The sequence below is a fragment of the Saccharothrix stipae genome (assembly GCF_054781895.1).
The window spans coordinates 34,327-57,259 of the sequence record NZ_BAAGTN010000012.1 but is presented as its reverse complement, the minus strand read 5'-3'; the positions used below and the strand labels follow the sequence as shown (position 1 = coordinate 57,259).

Sequence of the window (22,933 nt, the reverse complement as noted above, 5' to 3'; positions counted from 1 at the left end):
CACAACCCCCGGTCACGGGTGCGGGCACCGTTTCGCAATGCGGTCGTTACCTTGCCGGTGACGGTGCGAGGCCGGCGGCCCGCAGGAGGGCCAGGCCGAGGTGCAGATCCTGGAGCGCGATGCCCGAGCTGTCGAACACCGTCACGTCGTCGGCCGACGTCCGTCCCGGCGCACGGCCCGCGAGCACGTCGCCCAACGCGGTCGGGCGGGCGTCGGGCACGTGCTGGAACTCGCCGAGCACCGCGGACTGCGCCGGCCAGTCGCAGAACAGCCGCGCGGACGCGAGCAACGCCACCGGCAGCTCCTGCTTGCCCTCGGCGTCGGACCCCATGCTCGCCACGTGCGTGCCCGGCCGCACCCACCCCGCCTCGAACAACGGCGCGCGGGCCGTGGTCGCGGTGACGATGACGTCCGCCGAGCGGCACGCCTCCTCGGGCCCGGTCACCACCGCCACCAGCCCCTCGGCTGCCAGCGACGCCGCGAACCGCGCGCCCCGATCGGCATCGCGCGCCACCACGTGCACGACCGAGAGGTCGCGCACCCGGGCCAGCGCCAGGCACTCGTGCCACGCCTGCGGGCCCGTGCCGAAGACCGCCAACGACCGGGCGTCCGGCCGGGCCAGCACGTCGGCCGCGACCGCGTCGGCCGCGGCGGTGCGGAACGCGTTGGCCAGGCCCGCCTCGACCACCGCCCCGATCCGGCCGGTGTCCTGGTCGAACAGCAGCACCACCGAGCTGTGCCGCGGCACCCCGCGCTCGGCGTTGCCGGGCCAGTAGCTGCCGATCTTCACCCCGGCCGCCTCCGCCGACGCGGCGGACTTGACCGTGAACCGGTTGCCGGGCGACGACCCGTGCCCCACCACGGCCGGGAACAGGACACCGGAACCCGCCGCCTCCAGCAACGCCGACCGGGCGGCCGCGTAAGCCAGGTCCCGGGTGACCAGCGCGCTCGACTCCTCCTCGGACAGGAAGATCACCAGCCGTTCACCCGCCGCCACGTCGTGCCCGCGTCGCCGACGAGCCGGTAGGCGTCGTGCTGCGCGGCCGTGGCGCACGCGTGGTTGGGCAGCACGCGGACCAGCGTGCCGATCGGCAGGTCGGGCAGCGGCGCGTCGCTGCCGGGCCGCACGGCCAGGGTTCCGTGCTCCTGGCTCGCGTCGGTCATCAGCAGGTCGGGGTACGGCGGGCCGTCCAGCGGCGCGACCAGGCCGTAGCCTTGGTCGACCGGCTGCCGGGACGTGCCGCGGTCGCGCGAGGTGGCCATCCAGCCGCCGTCGGTCATGATCTTGCCGGGCCGGTGGCCGATCACCGTCACCACCACCGACAGCGCGAGGTCGTCCACCGAGCACACGCCGATGCCCGCCATCACCAGGTCGAAGAACACGAAGTTGCCCGCGCGGACCTCCGTCACCCCGGTCAGGTCGGCAGCGGCGTGCGCGGTGGGCGTCGAGCCGACGCTCACCACCGGGCACGCGAACCCCGCCGCGCGCAGGTCCTCGGCCACCCGGACGGCGGCGGCGCGTTCGTTCTCCGCCGCCTCGACGAGCGCGTCAGGCGTGTAGCAGAAGTACGACTCGCCCGCGTGGGTCAGCACGCCGCGCAGCTCCGCGCCGTCGAGCGCGGCGGCGATCGCCGTCACCTCGGGCGAGCCGGGCGCCACGCCGCCGCGGTGGCCGTCGCAGTCGACCTCGACCAGGGCGGGGATCGCGATGCCGGCCGCGGTCGACGCCTCGGCCACCGCGCGGGCCTGCGCCACGCTGTCCAGCAGCACCACCAGGTCCACCCCGCGTCGCCGCAGCGCGAGCACCCGGTCCAACTTGGACGGTGCGATGCCGACCGCGTAGACGATGTCGGTGAAACCCGCGTCGGCGAACGCCTCGGCCTCGCGCAACGTCGACACCGTGATGGGCCCCGTGCCGCCGTCGAACACCAACCGGGCGACGTCGACCGATTTCGCCGTCTTCACGTGCGGGCGCAGGGGAGTGCCGAGCGCGTCGAGGTGGGCGCGCAGGCGTTCGACGTTGCGCCGCACCTTCGCCTCGTCCACGAGCAGGTAAGGGGTCATCGCTCCTCATCGGTGGGTTCGGTGCGGCACGCGGCCAGGTCGGCGTAGAGGGAGGCGCGCGAGATGCCCAGTCGTGCGGCCACCCGGGGCGCGGCGCCGCGCAGGTGGAACACGCCGCGCTGGTCGAGTGCCCGCAGCAGGCGCAGGCGTTCGGGTTTGGCCAGGCCCGCCACCGGCTTGGCCAGGGCCGGCTCCTCGGCGCGCACGACGGCGTCGACGAGCTCCTCGACGTCGTCGGTGAACGTCGTGGTCGTCGCCGTGCCGCCACCACCGGCCAGGTCCGCGAGCAGGTCCCCGACCTGGCGCAACGCCGTCACGTCCAGGTTCACGCACAACGCACCGAACACGTCGCCGTGCTCGTCGCGCAACGGCATGGTGGACGACTTGACCACCCGGCCGTCGGGCGTGCGGGTCAGGTAGTTGAGCTCGTCGACCGCCTCGTTGCCGCGGGCGAGCACGGCCAGGCCGATCTCGCTCATCGCGCCACCGACGTGCCGCCCGGTCACCTCGCCCGCCACCGCCACCACCGAGTTGTCGGGCCGCCGGTAGTCGTGCAGCACCACCTCGCACGACCGGCCGAACGTCGCCGCCAACCCGGGCACCACGGCCTTGAGCGCGCCGAGTATCGCGTCCGCTGTCATGCGCACAGCTTAGACATAAAGTCTGATGATTGGACAATCCGTCCAGTGAGGTCGAGTGGTGCTGGCGGCGCCGCCACGCGGGTTTGAGTCCCCCGATGGTGGGTGAATCCACTTCTGACCGTCGTATCCGACCGCCCACTGCGACGCTTGGTCGCGGCGGGCGCCGTCCTGCCCGCGCCGTTGTGGAGGATCACGCCGATGAGCCTGGAAAAGCCGTGGAACGACGTGGCGGACCAACTGCGTCCCGTCGAGCCGGAGACCGACGCCGGGGTGGAGGACGAGGAGGCCTCCGTCGGCCGGGCGCAAGCCGCGGCGGAGCCGACGGAGGTGGTCGAGGCCGACCCGGCGGACGTCGCGGACCAGAACCGCGTCGTGCCGCTGCCCGAGGACGGTCCGGAGCCCGACGAGGGCTGGTAGCCGATCAGGGCCGCGCGGCGTCGACGATCGCGTCGACCACCTGCGGGCCGTCCAGCAGCACGCGGTCGTTGTGGTCGGCTCCCGTGACCTCGACGGAACGGCCGCGCGCCGCCGTCGCCACCGCGCGGCTCTGCTCGGGCGGGACGATCGTGTCCGACGTGCCGAAGACGACCGTGACCGGCGCGTCGACCCGTGCCACGTGCCGCTCGGTCGGGAACTCGTCCGACAGCAGCCACCGGACCGGCAGGAACGGGTAGTGGCGCGCGCCGACCGAGGCCAGGTCGGTGAACGGCGAGCGCAGCACGAGCCCGGCGGGCGGGTGCTCGGTGGCGAGTTCGGCGGCCACCGCCGCGCCCAGGCTCTCGCCGAAGTACACCACCTGCCCGGCCGGCACGCCCGCGTCTCGGACCAGGAACTCGCGGGCCGCGCGCACGTCCAGCGCCAGCCCCGCCTCGGTCGGGTCGCCAGGATTGCCGCCGTAGCCGCGGTAGTCGAGCAGCAGCACCGACAGGCCGCGGGCGGTGAGCGCGCGGGCGAGCGGGACGCGCAGGTGCCGGTTCCCGGCGTTGCCGGGCGCGACGAGCACGGTCGCGCGTGCCGACTCGACCGGGAAGTGCCAGGCCGCCAGGCGCAGGCCGTCGCCGGTGGTCAGGGTGACGTCCACGCCGCCGGTCAGGACCTCGGCCGCGCCGGGCAGCGGCCCGCCGGTCGGCAGGTAGATGAGCTTGCGCTGGAACGCGAACGCGCCGCCGAACACCACGGTCACGATGATGGCGATCACGGCGACCACGGACAACACCCGCCTGCGCATCGGACCATCATGCGGCCGGGACCGCCACGCCCGTCAACGCCGGGTGTCGTGGTGGTGAGGGCGCGCGACGCGGCTCGCCCGGGCGGGCACGTGCGGCGGGGGTCAGCGGGCCCGGCTCAGGGCTCGGCCGACCAGCGAGCCGAGCCGGTGGTGGTCGTGCCGGGGTCGTCGACGGGTCGGTGGGATGGGGCGACGTCGGGGGATCCGGCCGTTGGGTGAGCGTCGGCACCGGGTGGGCGGTGGAGGTGGCCGGCGGCTGCGGTTCTTCCTGGATGGTCACACCGCACCCGCCGACCCATGCGGCGAACCGTCGCCGGTACAGTACGGGGGTAGGGTGCTGGTACGGCTCCGCCCCGGGGTGACCGCGGTCACCGGGCGTGGCGTCCGAGTTGACCCTGATACCCCCCGGGGGTATAAATGTCCCTGAAGGCACCACGCCGGAACACGACGGGTGGCCGAAGGGAGTGTGGGACGTGCGGGGTTACACCTCGGACAAGGATGCCGTCCTCAAGCGCTTGCGCCGGGTCGAGGGGCAGGTCCGCGGGTTGCAGCGGATGGTCGAGGACGACGAGTACTGCATCGACGTGCTGACCCAGATCGCGGCGGCGACCAAGGCCCTGCAGGCGGTCTCCCTCGGGCTGCTCGACGAGCACCTCAAGCACTGCGTCGCCGAAGCGCTGGCGCAGGGCGGCGAGGGCGCCGACGCCAAGGTCCGCGAGGCGAGCGACGCGATCGCGCGCCTGGTGCGGTCCTGAACCGACACGACGAAACCGGGAGTTCACGATGGCCGAGTCCACTTTCACCGTCACCGGCATGACCTGCGGCCACTGCGTGGCGTCCGTGACCGAGGAGGTCACCAAGATCGACGGCGTGACCGACGTGGCCGTCGACCTGCCGACCGGCGCGGTCAAGGTGACCAGCGCCGACCCGGTCGCGGAGGCGGACGTCCGCGCGGCCGTCGAGGAGGCGGGCTACGCGCTCGCCGGCTGAAGCCGGCGCGACGCCGGCAAGGCGCCGGCGCGAGAGGCGCATGACCACGGCCCCGCCGGTGGTAACCGGTGAGGACGAGCACGAACGGCACAGCGGCCGATCCGGAGCCCGTCGCGAGGCGGGCTCCACCAGTCTCGAGGACTGAACCGATGAACACAGCAGTGAAGCTCTCCGCCTACGGTGCGGTACTCGCCCTGGTCGCCGGTGGCGCCTGGGCGGCCGGCAGCGCTGTCGGTCCCTTCTCCGTCGAAGCCGCCCCGGGCGGTCACGACGGCACGTCCGGTGCTGAGGGCGCCGGGCACGGGGACGACCACGGCGGCACCGTCGCGGAGGCACCCGACCAGCCCGCGGGGCTGGCGTCGTCCAGGGGCGGTCACACCCTCGCGCCCACCGACACGACGCTGACCACGGGAACCGACTCCTTCTCCTTCCGCATCCTGGGCCCCGACGGCGCGGCGGTCACCGCGTTCGACGTCGAGCACGACAAGCGGATGCACCTCATCGTGATCCGGCGCGACACGTCCGGCTTCCGGCACGTCCACCCCGAGATGGCGCCGGACGGCACGTGGACCGTGCCGCTGGACGTCCCCGAGGCGGGCTCCTACCGGGTGTTCGCCGACTTCAAGCCCACCGGTGGCGAGGCGACCACGCTCGGTGTCGACGTGAACGCGGCGGGCCACTACGAGCCCCGTGCCCACGCGCCGTCCCGGGTGGCCGAGGTCGACGGTTACCGAGTGCGACTGGACGGCGACCTGGTGCCGGGCAAGGCCTCGCCGGTGCGGCTGACCGTCAGCAAGGACGGCGCGCCGGTCACCGATCTGCAGCCCTACCTGGCGGCGTACGGTCACCTGGTGGCGTTGCGCCAGGGCGACCTGGCCTACCTCCACGTGCACCCGGAGGGCGTGCCCGGCGACGGCAAGACGCCCGCCGGCCCGGAGATCGCGTTCGTCGCCGAGGTGCCGTCGGCCGGCGGTTACCGGCTGTTCCTGGACTTCCGGCACGACGGGGTCGTGCGCACCGCCGAGTTCACCGTCGACACCGCGAACACCCCGGTCGAGGGCGGCGGCCACGAGGAAGAGGAGCACGGTCATGGCTGACGCGCGGATCGAACTGGCGATCACCGGCATGACCTGCGCCTCGTGCGCGGCGCGGATCGAGCGCAAGCTGAACAAGCTCGACGGTGTCACGGCGACGGTGAACTACGCCACCGAGAAGGCGCGCGTCACGTTCCCCGACGACCTCGACCCGCGGACGTTGGTCGAGCAGGTCGAGGCCGCCGGCTACCAGGCCGCGCTGCCGGTCGTGGAGACCGAGCAGGCGCACGCCCCGGTCGAGGAGGACCCCACCGGGGCGTTGCGGCAGCGGTTGGTCGTCTCGGCGGTGCTGGCGGTGCCGGTGATCCTGCTGGCGATGGTGCCTGCGTTGCAGTTCACCTACTGGCAGTGGATCTCGTTGACGTTGGCGGCGCCGGTGCTGGTGTGGGGCGCGTGGCCGTTCCACCGGGCGGCGTGGGCGAACCTGCGGCACGGCGCGGCCACCATGGACACGTTGATCTCGATGGGCACGATCGCGGCGTTCGCCTGGTCGTTGTACGCGTTGCTGTTCGGCACGGCGGGCACGCCCGGCATGACGCACCCGTTCGAGCTGACCGTGCAGCGCACCGACGGCGCAGGCGCGATCTACCTGGAGGTGGCCGCCGGGGTGACGGTGTTCATCCTGGCCGGTCGCTACTTCGAGGCGCGGTCCAAGCGACGTGCGGGTGCGGCGTTGCGGGCGTTGCTGGAGCTGGGCGCGAAGGACGTCGGCGTGCTGCGGGACGGCCGTGAGGTCCGGATCCCGATCGGCGAACTCGCCGTCGGCGACCGGTTCGTGGTGCGGCCGGGGGAGAAGATCGCCGCCGACGGCGTGGTGGCCGAGGGCAGTTCGGCGGTCGACGCGAGCATGCTGACCGGCGAGTCCGTGCCGGTCGAGGTCGGTCCCGGCGACGCGGTGGTCGGTGCGACGGTCAACGCGGGCGGTCGGCTGGTCGTGCGCGCCACCTGGGTCGGGTCGGACACGCAGCTGGCGCAGATGGCCAAGCTGGTCGAGGACGCGCAGAACGGCAAGGCGCAGGCCCAGCGGTTGGCGGACCGGATCTCGGCGGTGTTCGTGCCGGTCGTGATCGCGCTGGCGGTGGGCACGCTGGCGTTCTGGCTCGGCGCGGGCGGCGGTGCGTCGGCGGCGTTCACGGCGGCGGTCGCGGTGCTGATCATCGCGTGCCCGTGCGCCCTGGGCCTGGCCACGCCGACGGCGTTGCTGGTGGGCACCGGGCGCGGCGCGCAGCTGGGCATCCTGATCAAGGGGCCGGAGGTGCTCGAATCGACCCGTCGGGTGGACACGGTGGTGCTGGACAAGACCGGCACCGTCACCACCGGGCGGATGAGCCTGGTCTCCGTGCACACGGCGGAGGGCGTCGAGGAGGACGAGGCCCTGCGGCTCGCCGGTGCGTTGGAGCACGCGTCCGAACACCCGATCGCCGCGGCCATCGCGGTCGGTGCGGCGGAACGGGTCGGCGAGCTGCCCGACGTCGAGGGCTTCCAGAACCTCGAAGGGCTCGGCGTGCAGGGCGTGGTCGACGGGCACGCGGTGCTCGTGGGGCGCGAGCGGTTGCTGGCCGAGTGGGGCGTGCACCTGGACGGTCGGCTGGCCGAGGCGAAGGAGGCGGCCGAGCGGCGTGGCCGCACGGCCGTGCTGCTCGCGTGGGACGGCGAGGCGCGGGCGGTGCTCGTGGTCGCGGACACCGTGAAGCCGACGTCGGTCGAGGCCGTCCGGCAGCTGCGCGACCTGGGGTTGACGCCGGTGCTGCTGACCGGTGACAACGAGGCGGCGGCCCGGGCGGTGGCGGCCGAGGTCGGCATCGACCAGGTCGTGGCCGAGGTGCTGCCGAAGGACAAGGTCGACGTCGTCGCCCGGCTCCAGGGCGAGGGCAAGGTCGTGGCGATGGTCGGTGACGGCGTGAACGACGCCGCGGCGCTCGCGAAGGCCGACCTGGGGTTGGCCATGGGCACCGGCACGGACGCGGCGATCGAGGCGAGCGACCTGACCCTGGTGCGTGGCGACCTGCGTGCGGCGGCGGACGCGATCAGGTTGTCGCGGCGCACGTTGGCCACCATCAAGGGCAACCTGTTCTGGGCGTTCGCCTACAACGTCGCCGCCCTGCCGCTGGCCGCGGCCGGACTGCTCAACCCGATGATCGCGGGTGCGGCGATGGCGTTCTCCTCGGTCTTCGTGGTGTCGAACAGCCTGCGGCTGCGCGGTTTCCGCAGCACGGCCACCACACCGGACCAACCGTCCCGTGCCGCCGAGTCCACACCGGACAAGCTCCCCGCCACCGTCTCCTGAACGTAGAACTCGGGGTACGCGAACGTAGGACTCTCGCGACCTGAACGTAGGACTCTCGCGAGAGTCCTACGTTCGGGGGCCGAGAGTCCTACGTTCAGGTACCCCGGGTTCAACGCTCAGGTCACGCGGAACCCAGGGCCGAGGTCGACTCGCGGACGACCAGGCGGCACGGTTGGCGGATCACGCCGGACGGGCGGCGGCCGTCCAGGGCGTCGAACAGGTACCTCGCCGCCGTCGTGCCCAACCGCTCCAGGTCGAGGTCCACGGTGGTCAGCGGCGGCCGGCAGTCGGCGGCGAACTCCTCCCAGTTGTCGTAGCCGACGATCGCCACGTCCTCCGGTATCCGCCTGCCCAGGCGGGAGAGGGTGTCCGCGACGCCGGTCGCGATCTGGTCGTTGCCGCAGAACACCGCGTCCACCTCGGGATCGGTGGCCAGCAGCACCCGCGCCGCGTGCCTGCCCCACCGCTGCGACCACTCCCCGTACAGCGGCGCGCCGCCGGCCAGGTCCAGCCCGTGCTCGGCCAGCACGCGGTGCAGCGCGGTGACGCGGTCGCGCGCGGCGCGGTAGGTCCGCGGGCCGGTGATGTGGCCGATGCGCTTGCGCTGCAACGACACCAGGTGCTCGACGGCCAGCCGCGCGCCGCCCTCGTCGTCGGCGATCACCGACAGGTCGTCCGGGTCGCTGGACTCGCAGTACACGTAGACGACCGGCACCGGGATGTCACGGGTGAGCGAGGGCCGGATGTCGTTGTCGTCGCCCAGGATGATGAACCCGTCGACCTGCCTGGCCAGCAGCGTGCTGATGTAGTGCCTGCGCCGGATCGCGTCACCGCGCGCGTCGCACAGCAGCACCGACATCTGCTCGTTCGCCAACGCGTTCTCCGCCCCCAGCAGGATCGGGATGGCGAACCGGCCGCCGAGCTCGTCGGTGAGCAGCCCGATGGTGCGCGTCCGCCCCGAGATCAGCCCCCTGGCCAAGGCGTTGGGCTGGAACGACAACTCGGCCGCGGCACGCAGCACGCGTTCACGCGTGGCGGGCGCGACCTCGTCCCGGGCGTTGATGGCCTTGGACGCGGTGGAGATCGAGACGCCGGCCAGCCGCGCCACGTCGCTGAGGGTCACCGCGTCGGACCGCCGTCTGCCCATCGAAAGCCTTTCGAAAAGTTTGTCGAACGCCGAACCAATTGTAGGTGCTCTTCACGACCGTGAACCGCCATAGTGGGGACGTTTTCGGGCGGCCACGAGGACGATTGCCGAAAAGGTTTTCGGCTGTCAGAGTCGGGACGAGGCAAGCGGACCGCGGGAGGTCGGGATGACAGTGACGTCGCCGAGCACCACTGCCGTCGGAGGACGTCCCGTCGTCCCCTCGCGGGGGAGGTTGCGCCCGTTGGGCCAGGACGAGGTCCGGATCACCGGTGGTTTCTGGCGCCGACGCCAGGACGTCAACGCCACCGCGACCATCCCGCACGCTCGCGGATGGATGGACCGCCTGGGCTGGACCGGGAACTTCACCGCGCCGGACGCCGCCTCGGCCAACCGGCGCGGCCGGGAGTTCACCGACTCCGAGGTCTACAAGCTGCTGGAGGCCATGTCCTGGGAGATCGGCCGCACCGCGCCGGCCGCCCTCGACGCCCAGGTCGCGGAGCTGACGACGGCGATCGCGGCGGCCCAGGCGCCGGACGGCTACCTGCACACCGCCTTCGGTCGCCCGGGCCAACCCGCCCGGTACGGCGACATGCTGTGGGGCCACGAGCTCTACTGCACCGGGCACCTGCTCCAGGCGGCCGTCGCCCGCGCCCGCACCGGCGGTGGTGCGGCGGACCCGTTGCTGGCGGTGGCCCGCCGTGCCGCCGACCACGTCTGCGACGCGTTCGGACCCGACGGCACGCCCGGCGTCTGCGGCCACCCGGAGATCGAGCCGGGCCTGGTGGAGCTGGCCCGCGCGACGGGGGAGCAGCGCTACCTGGACCAGGCCGCGCTGTTCGTCGAACGGCGTGGTCGCCGCACGCTGCCGCGCCACCACTTCGGCTGGTCGTACTTCAGCGACGACCAGCCGGTGCGGCAGGCCACCGTGCTGCACGGGCACGCGGTGCGCGCGCTGTACCTGGCCGCCGGCGCGGTGGACGTCGCGGTCGAGACCGGTGACGACGAGCTGCTCCAGACCGTCGCGGCGCAGTTCGACCGCGCGTTGGCGCGGCGCACCTACCTCACCGGCGGCATGGGGTCGCGGCACGCCGACGAGTCGTTCGGCGACGACTTCGTGCTGCCCGCCGACCGGGCGTACTCCGAGACGTGCGCCGGGGTCGCCGCGATCATGCTGGCCTGGCGGTTGCTGCTGGCCACCGGCGACGGGCGCTACGACGAGGTGGTCGAGCGCATCCTCTACAACGTCGTGGCCACCGCGATCGGTGACGACGGCCGCTCGTTCTTCTACGCCCACACCCTGCACCAGCGCACACCGACCACCGCACCGCCGGCGGACGAGGAGCGGCTGGGGTTCGGCGGCGGGCCCAGGGCGCCGTGGTTCGAGGTGTCGTGCTGCCTGCCGAACGCGGCACGCCTGCTGGCCGGCCTCTCGTGCTACCTGGTCACGGCCGACGACACCGGCCTGCGCCTGCACCAGTACGTCGACTCCGAGGTGTCCACCCGCCTGGCCGACGGCCGCGAGGTGGGGTTGCAGGTGCGCACCGGCCTGCCCGACGACGGGTCGGTGACCGTGCGGGTGACCAAGACCGACCACCAACCCTGGTCGATCACGCTGCGCGTGCCGCGGTGGGCGACGGGCGCGACGCTCGTCACCACCCACGGACGCCGCCAGGTGCCGGTGGGCGACATCGTGGTGTACCGGTCGTTCGCCGTCGGCGAGGAGATCCGGCTGGAACTGCCCACGCGGCCGCGCTTCACCGCGCCCGACCCGAGGATCGACGCGACGCGCGGGTGCGTGGCCGTGGAACGGGGCCCGTTGGTGTACTGCGCCGAGTCGGCGGGTGAGGCGGACCTCGACACGTTGCGCGTGGACGACACCGTGCCGCCGGTCGACACGGAAGCGGGCGTCGAGGTCGCCGCCCGGTTCGACGCGCCGGGCGCCGACGACTGGCCCTACGGCCCACCGGAGCCGACCGGCGGCATCACCCGGCCGACCACCCCGCTGAACCTCGTCCCGTACCACCGCTGGGCGCGCGGTGGCCCGTCCACCATGCGGGTCTGGCTGCCCAAGACCTGACCGACGAGGACCTGACCGACAAGGACCTGATGACCCACCCGGACCGTGCTCAAAGGAGAGACCGGTGAAAACCAGAGGGCTTCGTGTTGCCTCCGCCGTGGCGGTGGGTGTGCTGGTGCTGGCCGCGTGCGGCGACCGGGGAGCCGAAAGCCCGGCCGGCGCGGACGACGGCGCGGTGCTCACGCTGTGGACGCGGGCCGCGACCGAATCGGTGTCCAAGGCCTACGCCGACGCCTACAACGCCACCCACCGCAACAAGGTGGAGGTGACCGCGTACCCGAACGAGGAGTACCCGGCCAAGCTCGCCTCGGCGGCGGGCGCGAAGTCGCTGCCCGACCTGTTCGCCGCCGACGTGGTGTTCGCGCCGCAGTACGCCTCGCAAGGCCTGTGGGCCGACGTCACCGAGCGGCTGGCCGGGTTGCCGGTGCGGGACCGGCTCGCGCCGTCGCACGTGAAGGCGGGCACCTGGGAGGGCGCGAACTACGCGTTGCCGCACACGATCGACCTGTCCGTGCTGCTGTACAACAAAGACCTCTACGCGAAGGCGGGCCTGGACCCGGAACGGCCGCCGCGCACCCTGCGCGAGTTCGCCGACCACGCCCGCGAGGTCGACCGGCTCGGCGGCGACGTGCACGGCACGTACTTCGGCGGCAACTGCGGCGGCTGCGTCGAGTTCACCCTGTGGCCGTCGGTCTGGGCGGCCGACGGCGACGTGCTCGACGCCGACGGCGAGCAGGCGCGGGTCGACTCGCCGGAGATGGCGGAGGTGTTCGGGATCTACCGCGCGCTGTACGAGGAGGGCGTGGCGGCGCCCGCGTCGAAGGACGAGGCCGGTCCGACGTGGCTGGGTGCGTTGCAGAGCGGGAACGTGGGCATAGCGCCCGCGCCGTCGGTCTGGCTGGACGCGTTGGAGCAGCAGGGCTTGAAGCTCGGCGTGGCCCCGATCAGCGGGCCGGCCGGCGGCGAGTCCACCTTCGTGGGCGGTGACGCGCTCGGCATCGGCGCCACCACGCAGGAGGTCGAGCAGGCGTGGGACTTCCTGTCCTGGACCACGTCCGACGAGGCGCAGGTCGAGGTCGTGGCCAAGAACAAGGGCGTGCCGACCCGCACGGACCTGGCGGACAACAGGTACTCGGCGGCCGACCCGCGCACGGTGCTGGTCAACGGCCTGGTGGCCAAGGGCCGCACGCCCTACGCGCGCAACTTCAACGTCTCGTTCAACGACCCGCAGAGCCCGTGGCTGCGAACCGTGCGCGGCGCGCTGTTCGGCGACGCGGGCAAGGCGTTGGCCGACGGCAACACCGCCATCACCAAGTCGCTCCAGCAGGGCTGAGCGACCACCGGAGGCTCGGATGTCCACGACGACGACGCCAAACCCCGGCACGACGCCAAATCCCGGCATGACGCCGAACACCGGCACCAAGTCGAACACCGGCACCACGTCGACACCGAGCACGAGAACTCCCCGACCACGCCAGGAGCACCGGCCCGCGAGGAGGAGCCGTCGGCTGCGCGCGCTCGTCGGCGCCGCCTACGCCGCGCCGACGGCCGTGATGGTGGGGCTGTTCTTCCTGGTGCCGTTGGCGCTGGTGGCCTGGATGTCCCTGCACCGCTGGCCGTTGCTGGGCAAGGCGGAGTTCAACGCGCCGGCCAACTACGGCGGGATCGCCGAGGACGAGTTGCTGCGCTCGGCGGCCTGGTTCACGGTCAAGTACACGGTGATCATCACGGTGCTGCTGTTCGTGGTCGCGTTCGGGTTGGCGTTGCTGGTGCAGCACCGGCGACCCGGTGTCGGCTTCTTCCGCACCGCGTTCTTCCTGCCGATGGCCGTCGGCTTCGCCAGCGCCTCGCTGCTGTTCCTCGGCCTGCTCAGCGACGAGATCGGGCCGGTGACCGACCTGCTGTCGTGGCTCGGGCTGGTCGACGGGTACGTGTCGTGGACCAGCGGCAGTCCCGGTTCCGCGCTCGCGTCCGCGGTGCTGCTGGTGCTGTGGCGGTTCGCCGGGTTCGCCATGCTGATCCTGCTGACCGGGTTGCAGGCCATCCCGCCGGACGTCTACGAGGCCGCGCGGGTGGACGGCGCGAACCGGTGGCAGACGTTCTGGCGCATCACGGTGCCGTTGCTGCGACCGACGATCGCGCTGGTGCTCACGCTGATGACGACCGGCTCGCTGCTGGCGTTCGACCAGTTCTGGATCCTCACCCGCGGCGGACCGGACAACAGCACCACCTCGCTGGTGATGGTGATCTACCGGGAGGCGTTCGTCCGGCTCGACCTCGGCTCGGCCGCGGGCATCTCGGTGGTGCTGCTGGTGGTGCTCGTGGTGTTCAACGCCATCCAGTTCCGCGTGCTGCGCCGGAGGTCGTCGTGAACGCCCGGGGCACGCGTTGGGGCTACTACGTCACCGGCACGGCGCTGGCGATCCTGTTCCTGTTCCCGCTGGTGTGGAGCGCCTTCGCGTCGGTGCGCACGGACACCGGGTTCGGGTTGGAGAACTACGACCGGCTGTTCGGCTCCGCCAACGGCGTGCGGCTCAAGCACGTGCTCAACAGCGTGGTCGTCAGCGCGCTCACGGTGGGCGGCACGCTGTTCATCGCCACGCTCGGCGGCTACGCGTTCGGCCGGTTCCGCTTCCCGGGCCGCGACGTGCTGTTCCTGCTCACCCTGGCGATCCTCATGGTGCCGTACGCGACGATCCTCATCGCCCTGTACGTGCTGCTGGGCTGGTTGGGGCTGGAGGACTCGCTGGTCGGGCTGAGCCTGGTGCTCATCACGTTCCAGCTGCCGTTCTCGGTGTTCATGATGCGCAACTCGTTCGAGGCCGTGCCGGTGGAGCTGGAGGAGTCGGCCCGGGTCGACGGCTGCACCAGCGTCGGCACGCTCGTGCGGATCATGCTGCCCGCCGTGCGGCCGGGTCTGGTCACCGTGGGGCTGTTCGCGTTCCTGACCTCGTGGGGCGAGTTCTTCGCGCCGCTGATCCTGCTCAACTCGACCGACAAGTTCACCACCACCCTCGCCGTGGTCAACCTGCGGACCGCGAGCCACGGGTCGATCGACTACGCCGCGCTCGAAGCGGGGGTGGTGTTCATGGCAGTTCCCTGCCTCGTGCTCTTCGCCGCCATGCAACGCAGCTACGTCCGCGGGTTCACCTCAGGCGCCGTCAAGGGGTGACCCGGCCGGTCCGACGCTGCTCCGTCCGGCAACCGGAAGGAAGATGATCGTGTCACGATCATGGATGAGAACGGTGCTCGGCGCCGTGGCGCTCGCGTTGGCCGTCAGCGGTGCGGGCGTCGCGCAGGCCGAGCAGGCGCGTGACGTCACGGCCGCCGCGAACCCGGCGACGTGGAGCCCGCCGTCGAACCTGGTGACCCCGCTGAACCAGGTGTGGTCGCACCAGGAGAGCACGTACGGCAACCTCTACGGGTTCCGCAACTACGGCTGGGACCAGGTGTTCGTCAACGGCGGGTACCTGAACTTCTGCGTGCGGTGGGACTCGTCGGCGCCGGTGAGCGCGTCGCTGCGCGACCGCGTCCACGCCAAGCTCGCCGAGCAGTACAAGAAGTGGACCGACCTCATGGTGGGCCACAACAACTGGCCCTACGCGCAGGTGCCGATCAAGGTCGTCGGCTGGGCGGTGCGCGACCGCAACACGTTGCAGTGGAACGACAACTCGGTCGACATCTACGTCAACAACATCCGGGAGAACGCACCGCAGTGCGCCGAGCAGTGCGGCCGGTTCTTCGTCCGCGACGGCCAGTACCGCAACTGTCCCGGCGGGGTGCCCCGGCACTACGACCAGTCGCTGTGGCTGACCGCCGGCATGGGCGGCGGCGCGGGCGGTGACTGGGGCCAGCGGATGGGCAGCGAGTACTTCGTCAACAACCTCGGCAGCACCGACATGACGATCCTGCTGCACGAGATCGGGCACACGTTCGGCCTGGACGACTTCTACGACTGGACGCCCAGCGGCGTGTCCAACTTCATCATGAAGGCCGGCAGCGCCCGCAACATCACCGAGTTCGACGCCTGGATGTTCCGCGACTGGTGGCGGCACCTGAAGAGCCGCTACGGCCGCTGAGCGAACGCCGGCGCCCCCGGACCCCGCACCGGGGGCGCCGGCCCCCTGCCACGGAAGGTCACGACCATGTCCCTGCCCACCCCATCCCGTCGCGCCGTGCTGCGCGCGGGCGCGGTGGTCGCCTCGACCACCGCCCTGCCGGCCCTCTCCGCGACGCCCGCCGCTGCCGCCCCTGCCGCAGCGGCCGCGAGACCGGACACGGGCGTGTCGGCGCACGCGTTCCCCCTCGGCGCGGTCACGCTGCTCGCCGGACCGTTCCAGTCCAACACCTCCCGCACCCACGCCTACCTGCGGTTCCTCGACGCGGACCGGTTGCTGCACACGTTCCGGCTCAACGTCGGCCTGGCGTCCTCGGCGACGCCGTGCGGCGGGTGGGAGTCGCCGACGACCGAGCTGCGCGGCCACTCCACCGGCCACGTGCTGACCGCGCTCGCGCAGGCCTACGCGAGCACCGGCGACACCGCGTTCCGCGCCAAGGGCGACTACCTGGTCGCCCAGCTCGCCGCCTGCCAGGACCGGGCGCGGGCGGCCGGGTTCAACACCGGCTACCTGTCCGCGTTCCCGGAGAGCTTCATCGACCGGGTGGAGGCGCGGCAGCAGGTCTGGGCGCCCTACTACACCCTGCACAAGATCCTGGCGGGCCTGCTGGACGTGCACCTGCTGGCGGGCAACGCCCAGGCGCTCACCGTGCTCACCCGGATGGCCGCCTGGGTCGGGTGGCGCAACGGCAGGCTGACCCAGGCCCAGCGGCAGAACATGCTCAGGACCGAGTTCGGCGGCATGAACGAGGTGCTGGCCAACGTGTACCAGCTGACCGGCGACCCGGCGCACCTGACCGCCGCGCAGCACTTCGACCACGCGGAGGTCTTCGACCCGTTGGCCGCCAACACGGACGCGCTCGACGGCTACCACGCGAACACGCAGATCCCGAAGGCGCTCGGCGCGATCCGCGAGTACCACGCCACCGGCCTGACCCGGTACCGCGACATCGCGACCAACTTCTGGCACATCGTGGTCGGCGGGCACACCTACGCCATCGGCGGCAACTCCAACGGCGAGTACTTCAAGGCGCCCGGTCGGATCGCGTCGGAGCTGTCGGACCACACGTGCGAGTGCTGCAACACCTACAACATGCTCAAGCTGACCCGTCAGCTGTTCCGCACCGACCCGAGGGCGCACTACTTCGACTTCCACGAGAAGGCCCTCTTCAACCACCTGCTGGGCGGGCAGGACCCGTCGTCCGCGCACGGCCACCACAGCTACTACGTGCCGCTGCGGCCCGGTGGCAGGCGGACCTACAGCAACGACTACCAGGACTTCACCTGCTGCCACGGCACCGGGATGGAGACCAACACCAAGCACGGCGACAGCATCTACTTCCACGCCGGCAACACCCTGTACGTCAACCTGTTCATCGCCTCGGTGCTCACCTGGCCGGGCCGGGGGATCGGCGTGCGGCAGGACACCGGGTTCCCGGAGTCGGCGGCGACCCGGCTCACCGTCACCGGGTCCGGGCCGATCGACCTGCGCGTGCGGATCCCGTCCTGGGCGGCGGGCGCGCAGCTCAAGCTCAACGGCGTGGTGCAGGACGTGCCGGCCGTGCCGGGCACGTACGCGCGCCTGGACCGGACGTGGAGCAGCGGTGACGTGCTGGACATCAGCCTGCCGATGACGCTGACCCGGGAGGCCGCGCCGGACAACCCGGGCGTGCAGGCGGTCAAGCACGGCCCGATCGTGCTCGCGGGCGGGTACGGCACGACGGACCTGACGTCGATGCCCACGCTCCAGCCCGCCACGCTGCGCGCGACGACCACCCCGTTGCGGTACACGGCGACGGCGAGCACGGGCCAGGTGACGTTGCTGCCGTTCTACCAGGTGCACGGCCAGCGCTACACGGTCTACTGGAACGTCACCGACACGCCCGCGCCGCCGCCGTTCATCGCGCACTACCCGTTCGACGAGGCGGCGGGCTCGGTGGCGGCGGACGCCACCGGGAACGGCCGGACCGCCACCCTCGCCGGCGGCGCGCGGTGGACCACGGGCCGCAGCGGCTCGGCGGTCGACCTCGGCGGCGCCGGCGAGCACGTGCTGCTGCCCGCCGGTCTGCTGGCGGGTGCGACGGCGTTCAGCGTGGCCACGTGGGTGTGGCTGGGCACGGTGGCCACGTGGGCGCGCGTGTTCGACTTCGGCGCCGGACCCGGCACGTACCTGTTCCTCACCCCGCGCGGTTCGGCGGGCGGCGCCAGGTTCGCCATCACCACCGGCGGCGCGGGCGCCGAGCAGCGCATCGACGCGCCGGCACCGCTGCCCGCAGGCGTGTGGACGCACGTCGCCGTGACGCAGACCGGCAACCTCGGCGTGCTCTACGTCAACGGCGCCGAGGTGGCCCGGAACACGGCGCTGACCGTGCGGCCGTCCGCGCTCGGCAGCACCACGCAGAACTGGATCGGGCGCTCCCAGTACGCGGGCGACCCCTACCTGGACGGCGCCGTGGACTCCTTCCGCGTCCACGGCCGCGCCCTCACCGCCGCCGAAGTGGCCGACCTGCACGCGACCGGCCGCTAGCCCACATCCCCCACCGTGAGGACACACCCATGCGCACCCGACACCGGGCGGTGAAGCTGGGCGCGGCACTCGCGCTCGTCGCCTCCGCCGCCGTCGCACCGGCCGCGTTCGCGGCCAACCCGATCGTCACGAACTACTACACCGCCGATCCGGCGCCCCTGGTCGTCGGCAACACCATGTACGTCTACGCGGGCCGGGACGAAGCGCCCTCGGGCACGAACAACTTCGTCATGCGCGAGTGGCGGGTGCTGTCCTCGACCGACGCCGCCACCTGGACCGACCACGGCGCGCGGGCGAACATCGGCACGTTCCCGTGGGCGGGCGCGGACGCGTGGGCGAGCGAGGTCGAGGCCAAGAACGGCAAGTACTACTGGTACACCTCGGTCAACGGCAACGGCGCGGGCTGGATGGACATCGGCGTCGCGGTCGGCGACAGCCCGCTCGGCCCGTTCCGCGACGCGAAGGGCGGGCCGCTGGTCAGCGACGGCACGCCCAACTCGTCCGGGCTGAACATCGACCCGACCGTGTTCACCGACGACGACGGCCAGTCCTACCTCTACTGGGGCGGCTACTGGGGCGCGCGGGCGGCCAAGCTCAAGCCCAACATGATCGAGCTGGACGGTGCCGTGAGCACGCCGCAGGGCTTGGCGAACTTCTGGGAAGCGCCCTGGATGTTCAAGCGCAACGGCCTGTACTACATGATGTACGCGGCCAACGACACCAACGGCTGCGTCACCAACTCCAACTACGCCTGCCAGCGCTACGCCACCGCCACCAGCCCGCTGGGGCCGTGGACGCACCGCGGCGTCGTGCTCGACCAGGTCTCCTCGACCACCAACCACGCGGGCGTGGTGCAGTTCAACGGGCAGTGGTACATCGTCTACCACAACGCGAACGCACCCGGCGGCGGCAACTTCCGCCGGTCCGTCGCGGTCGACCTGCTGCACTTCAACGCCGACGGCACGATGCGCAAGGTCACCCAGACCACCACCGGGCCGCCGCCGAACCCCGGCGGCAACCCCGGCACGGGCACCAACCTGGCCACCTCGGCGACCTCGTCCACGTCGTACGTCTCGGCGTGGGAGACGGTGGCCGCGCTCAACAACGGCGGCACGCCCGCGAACTCCGCGGACCGCTCGAACCTCGCCTACGGCAACTGGCCCGAGCGCGGCACGCAGTGGGTCGAGTACCAGTGGCCGACCGCCAAGTCGATCGACAAGGTGGCCACGTACTGGTTCGACGACGACCAGGGCATCGACCTGCCCGCGTCGTGCGAGGTGCAGTACTGGAACGGCGGCACCTACGTCGCCGTGCCCGGCCAGTCGGCGTGCGGCGTCGCGGGCAACACGGTCAACACGACCACGTTCACCGCCGTGAACACCACGCGGCTGCGGTTGTCGATCACCTCGAAGCCCGACTTCTCGACGGGGGTGTTGGAATGGCAAGCCTTCCAGGCGTGACCCGACGGCTGGCGGTCGCGGTGGTGCTCGGCGCGCTGCTCGTGCCCGTGCCCATGTCCGTGCACAGCGCCGCCGCCGCGCAGACGATCGGCTACCCGACGTTCACCGGACCGTCGACCCCTGCGCCGCCGGTCGGCTACAACACCGGCAGCACCATGCGCGCCATCTACGACGCCGAGAGCGGCGGCACGGACTTCTGGGTCGACCGCTTGCTCGCCCGGCCCGGCAACGACCCGGCGGGCCCGTGGCTGATGACCCGCGGCCGCGGCCTGTTCATGTACACCCACAACCCCGGTGTCATCGGCTTCGGCGGGAACGCCGCGTACTGGGACAACATCAGCAGCCAGAACGCCTACGCCGTCACCGTCGGCTCGGGGACGCTGACCGAGCAGGTGGCGAGCCGGTGGCAGGCGCCGAGCCACTGGAAGGGCGTCTACACCGGCACCGGCGTCCGGGTGGAGGTGGCGAAGTTCATCACGCACGACAACGTCGCCGTGACCAACCTGACCGTCACCAACACCGGCTCGGCGTCGACCACCCTGCCGCTGCGCGTCACCTCGCCGTACGCGACCGCGGTCAGCGGCTCGGAGCTGACCGGCGCACGGCTGGTGAAGAACAACCTGACCACGATCCGGCCCAGGTTGGCCGGTGACGGGTTCACCGCCGCGAGCGGCGCGCTCACCCGGTCGATCACGCTGGGCGCGGGCCAGTCGACCACCACCAAGGTCGTCATGGGGTTCGTCACCGACGAGATCCCCGAGTCGCTGACCGAGTACAACGCCTACCGGGGGCACTCGCCGTCGGTCGCGTTCGCCACCCACGTGCGCGCCTACAACCGTTGGTGGGCCGACAACATCCCGTACATCGACGTGCCCGACCCGGCGATCGAGAAGAACGTGTACTACCGCTGGTGGTTGATGCGCTTCAACCACCTCGACGTGGACATCCCCGGCCAGGACTTCCAGTTCCCGGTCTCGATCGAGGGCGTCACCGGCTACAACAACGCGATCGCGTTGACCCAGCCGATGCACATCGACGACCTGAAGTACCTGCGCGACCCGGTCTACTCGTACGGGCCGTGGCTGTCGGTGGGCCAGTCGTCCAAGGGCGGCCGGTTCATGGACAACCCCGGCGACCCGGAGAACTGGTCCAACTCCTACACCCAGTACATCTCCGAGGCGGCCTGGCGCAGCTACCAGGTCCACGGCGGCCAACCCGCCGTGGCCGGGAACCTGGCCAAGTACGCCGAGGGTGACGTGAAGGGGCAGTTGGCCACGTTCGACACCAACAACAACGGCGTCATCGAGTACGACTGGGGCGCGATGACCGGCAACGACGCCGACGCGGTGTCGTTCGACTGGCGGGCGGGCAACCTCGACCGGGCCGAGACGGCGTACGTGTGGAGCGGCGCGATGGCGGCCCAGCAGGCGTACGCGCTGACCGGGAACTCGGCGAAGGCGACCGAGATGCAGGCGCTGGCCGACCGGATCCGCACCGGCGTGGTGAACACGCTGTGGAACCCGTCCCGGCAGTTGGTGGAGCACAAGCACGTGGCCACGAACGCGCACGTGCCGTGGAAGGAGATCAACAACTACTACCCGTTCTCGGTCGGCCTGATGCCGAGCACCGACCAGTACAAGCAGGCGCTGCGGCTGTTCGCCGACCCGGCCGAGTACCCGGTGTTCCCGTTCTACACGGCCAACCAGCGGGACAAGGCGGAGGCGGCGCAGGCGGGCCACCCCGGATCCAACAACTTCTCCACCATCAACTCCACCGTGCAGTTCCGGTTGTACTCGTCGGTGCTGCGCAACTACCCAAACCAGTGGATGACCGCGGAGGACTACAAGAAGCTGCTCTACTGGAACACCTGGGCGCAGTACGTCGGCGGCAACACGCAGTGGCCGGACGCCAACGAGTTCTGGGCGAACTGGAACGCGGGCGCCAAGAGCATCGACTACCGCTCGTGGATCCACCACAACATCCTCGGCAGCAGCAACTGGACCGTGGTCGAGGACGTGGCCGGGTTGCGCCCGCGCACGGACAGCCGGATCGAGCTCTCGCCGATCGACATCGGCTGGTCGCACTTCGCGGTCAACAACCTGCGCTACCGCAACATGGACCTGAGCGTGGTGTGGGACGACCCGGCCGACGGCGTCACCCGCTACAACGGCGTGCCGCAGGGCTATTCGGTCTACCTGAACGGCACCCGCGCGTTCACCGTCGACCGGCTCACCCGGGTGCTCTACGACCCGGCGAGCGGTCAGGTCACGTTCCCGTCCGGCGCGGGCACGGTGAACTACAGCGTGGCGATCGCGGGGTTGCGGGCGCCGCAGGACGTGGCGCACGGCGGCGCGCGGATGGTGGACATGTTCGCCAAGGCGGGCGTCGACCTGACCTCGACCACGCCGAACCTGGCGCAGGGCGCGGCCGTCACGGCGTCGTACACGGCGGCCGGCACGTCCACCGGCGCCGCCGTCGACGGGTTCCCGATCAACGAGCCGCTGTGGGGCACCTCGGGATCGCCCGGCTCCTCGGACTGGTACGAGATCGACTTCCGGCAGCAGCGCACGGTGGACGAGGCGCGGCTGTACTTCCGCGACGACCGGGCGGGCAACCGCTACCGCGCGCCGTCGTCGTACGCGGTCCAGTACTGGAACGGCTCCGCCTGGGTGGGCGCGGCGGCGCAGACCAGGACGCCGACGACACCGAGGGCCAACTACAACCGGGTCCGGTTCACCCCGGTGTCCACGCAGCGGATCCGGGTGCAGGTCACCCACGCGCCCGGGTTCAAGACCGGGTTGACCGAGGTGAAGGTGCACAACCGGGGCGGTGGCGGCGATCCGGACCCGCCACCCGGGAACCTGGCGCCGTCAGCGGCCCCGTCCGCGTCCTACACCTCGTCGTGGGAGTCGGTGGCCGCGATCAACGACGGGGTGGACCCGCCGTCGTCCAACGACACGGTGAACCCGCGGTGGGGCACTTGGCCGAACACGGGCGAGCAGTGGGCCGAGCTGACCTGGGACTCGGCCAGGTCGGTGAAGTCCGCGCACGTGTACTTCTTCGACGACGGCCAGGGCGTCGACCTGCCCGCGTCGTGGAAGGTGCAGCACTGGAACGGCTCGGCCTACGCCGACGTGCCGGGTGCGAGCGGGTACCCGGTGGCGGCCGACCGGTACCAGGAGGTGACGTTCACGGCGGTGAGCACGACCCGGCTGCGGGTGGTGCTCCAGAGCGGCGCCGACTCGGTCGGCCTGCTGGAGGTCAAGGTCTTCGGCTGACCGCGGCGGGGGACCGGCCACGC

General features: G+C 71.8%; 18 protein-coding genes. 13 read left to right on the top strand and 5 right to left on the bottom strand.

The annotated features are described in order from the left end of the window. Positions 1 to 46: 46 nt before the first annotated feature. The 3 genes from ACYVLT_RS26920 to ACYVLT_RS26910 are packed head-to-tail and all read right to left on the bottom strand — an operon-like array spanning position 47 to position 2,705. Entirely contained in the window at positions 47 to 976 is a 930-nt protein-coding gene (locus tag ACYVLT_RS26920; RefSeq protein WP_461122999.1) for an ornithine cyclodeaminase family protein, read from the bottom strand. Further along, complete coding sequence (locus tag ACYVLT_RS26915; RefSeq protein WP_461122998.1) at positions 973 to 2,064, bottom strand: alanine racemase; 1,092 nt, start codon at positions 2,062 to 2,064, stop codon at positions 973 to 975. Before ACYVLT_RS26915 ends, ACYVLT_RS26920 begins: the two co-directional genes overlap by 4 nt. After that, positions 2,061 to 2,705 carry a helix-turn-helix transcriptional regulator gene (locus ACYVLT_RS26910; protein WP_461122997.1) on the bottom strand — a complete coding sequence of 215 codons (645 nt, stop codon included), beginning with the start codon at positions 2,703 to 2,705 and terminating at the stop codon, positions 2,061 to 2,063. Before ACYVLT_RS26910 ends, ACYVLT_RS26915 begins: the two co-directional genes overlap by 4 nt. 198 nt (positions 2,706 to 2,903) lie before the next feature. On the opposite strand from ACYVLT_RS26910, the gene ACYVLT_RS26905 reads away from it, so the two are divergent. Then, positions 2,904 to 3,122, top strand: a complete 219-nt coding sequence (locus ACYVLT_RS26905; protein ID WP_461122996.1) for a hypothetical protein — start codon at positions 2,904 to 2,906, stop codon at positions 3,120 to 3,122. A gap of 4 nt (positions 3,123 to 3,126) precedes the next feature. Here the strand turns inward: ACYVLT_RS26905 and ACYVLT_RS26900 are convergent, their stop codons facing one another. Next, entirely contained in the window at positions 3,127 to 3,933 is an 807-nt protein-coding gene (locus tag ACYVLT_RS26900) for an alpha/beta hydrolase (RefSeq protein ID WP_461122995.1), read from the bottom strand. Between the two features lie 473 nt (positions 3,934 to 4,406). Here ACYVLT_RS26900 and ACYVLT_RS26895 point away from each other — a divergent pair, with 473 nt between their 5' ends. From ACYVLT_RS26895 to ACYVLT_RS26880, 4 genes are all read left to right on the top strand, one after another. Continuing rightward, complete coding sequence (locus ACYVLT_RS26895) at positions 4,407 to 4,688, top strand: metal-sensitive transcriptional regulator (RefSeq protein WP_461122994.1); 282 nt, start codon at positions 4,407 to 4,409, stop codon at positions 4,686 to 4,688. A gap of 28 nt (positions 4,689 to 4,716) precedes the next feature. Beyond that, the gene (locus ACYVLT_RS26890) at positions 4,717 to 4,923 is read left to right on the top strand and encodes a heavy-metal-associated domain-containing protein (RefSeq protein ID WP_461122993.1); all 207 of its coding nucleotides are present in this window, start codon (positions 4,717 to 4,719) and stop codon (positions 4,921 to 4,923) included. Positions 4,924 to 5,072: 149 nt separating this feature from the next. After that, on the top strand, positions 5,073 to 6,020 hold the full coding sequence (locus tag ACYVLT_RS26885) for a hypothetical protein (RefSeq protein ID WP_461122992.1): 948 nt from the start codon (positions 5,073 to 5,075) through the stop codon (positions 6,018 to 6,020). Continuing rightward, entirely contained in the window at positions 6,013 to 8,304 is a 2,292-nt protein-coding gene (locus ACYVLT_RS26880; RefSeq protein WP_461122991.1) for a heavy metal translocating P-type ATPase, read from the top strand. Before ACYVLT_RS26885 ends, ACYVLT_RS26880 begins: the two co-directional genes overlap by 8 nt. Positions 8,305 to 8,425: 121 nt before the next feature. Here the strand turns inward: ACYVLT_RS26880 and ACYVLT_RS26875 are convergent, their stop codons facing one another. After that, the gene (locus ACYVLT_RS26875; protein ID WP_461122990.1) at positions 8,426 to 9,451 is read right to left on the bottom strand and encodes a LacI family DNA-binding transcriptional regulator; all 1,026 of its coding nucleotides are present in this window, start codon (positions 9,449 to 9,451) and stop codon (positions 8,426 to 8,428) included. 241 nt (positions 9,452 to 9,692) lie between these two features. Here ACYVLT_RS26875 and ACYVLT_RS26870 point away from each other — a divergent pair, with 241 nt between their 5' ends. The 8 genes from ACYVLT_RS26870 to ACYVLT_RS26835 all read left to right on the top strand — a co-directional run bounded on the left by ACYVLT_RS26870 (position 9,693) and on the right by ACYVLT_RS26835 (position 22,910). After that, entirely contained in the window at positions 9,693 to 11,528 is a 1,836-nt protein-coding gene (locus tag ACYVLT_RS26870) for a glycoside hydrolase family 127 protein (RefSeq protein WP_461122989.1), read from the top strand. Between the two features lie 64 nt (positions 11,529 to 11,592). Further along, positions 11,593 to 12,861 carry an ABC transporter substrate-binding protein gene (locus tag ACYVLT_RS26865; protein ID WP_461122988.1) on the top strand — a complete coding sequence of 423 codons (1,269 nt, stop codon included), beginning with the start codon at positions 11,593 to 11,595 and terminating at the stop codon, positions 12,859 to 12,861. Between the two features lie 67 nt (positions 12,862 to 12,928). Beyond that, positions 12,929 to 13,900: a carbohydrate ABC transporter permease gene (locus ACYVLT_RS26860; RefSeq protein WP_461122987.1), complete on the top strand. Its 972-nt coding sequence runs from the start codon at positions 12,929 to 12,931 to the stop codon at positions 13,898 to 13,900. Then, complete coding sequence (locus tag ACYVLT_RS26855; RefSeq protein ID WP_461122986.1) at positions 13,897 to 14,700, top strand: carbohydrate ABC transporter permease; 804 nt, start codon at positions 13,897 to 13,899, stop codon at positions 14,698 to 14,700. Before ACYVLT_RS26860 ends, ACYVLT_RS26855 begins: the two co-directional genes overlap by 4 nt. 64 nt (positions 14,701 to 14,764) lie before the next feature. Beyond that, positions 14,765 to 15,607, top strand: coding sequence for a hypothetical protein (locus ACYVLT_RS26850; RefSeq protein WP_461122985.1), 843 nt, complete (start codon positions 14,765 to 14,767; stop codon positions 15,605 to 15,607). Positions 15,608 to 15,673: 66 nt separating this feature from the next. Then, on the top strand, positions 15,674 to 18,172 hold the full coding sequence (locus tag ACYVLT_RS26845; RefSeq protein WP_461122984.1) for a beta-L-arabinofuranosidase domain-containing protein: 2,499 nt from the start codon (positions 15,674 to 15,676) through the stop codon (positions 18,170 to 18,172). Positions 18,173 to 18,201: 29 nt separating this feature from the next. Beyond that, positions 18,202 to 19,632, top strand: a complete 1,431-nt coding sequence (locus tag ACYVLT_RS26840) for a glycoside hydrolase family 43 protein (RefSeq protein WP_461122983.1) — start codon at positions 18,202 to 18,204, stop codon at positions 19,630 to 19,632. Further along, the gene (locus tag ACYVLT_RS26835) at positions 19,629 to 22,910 is read left to right on the top strand and encodes a discoidin domain-containing protein (RefSeq protein WP_461122982.1); all 3,282 of its coding nucleotides are present in this window, start codon (positions 19,629 to 19,631) and stop codon (positions 22,908 to 22,910) included. Before ACYVLT_RS26840 ends, ACYVLT_RS26835 begins: the two co-directional genes overlap by 4 nt. The last annotated feature ends 23 nt before the right edge of the window (positions 22,911 to 22,933 follow it).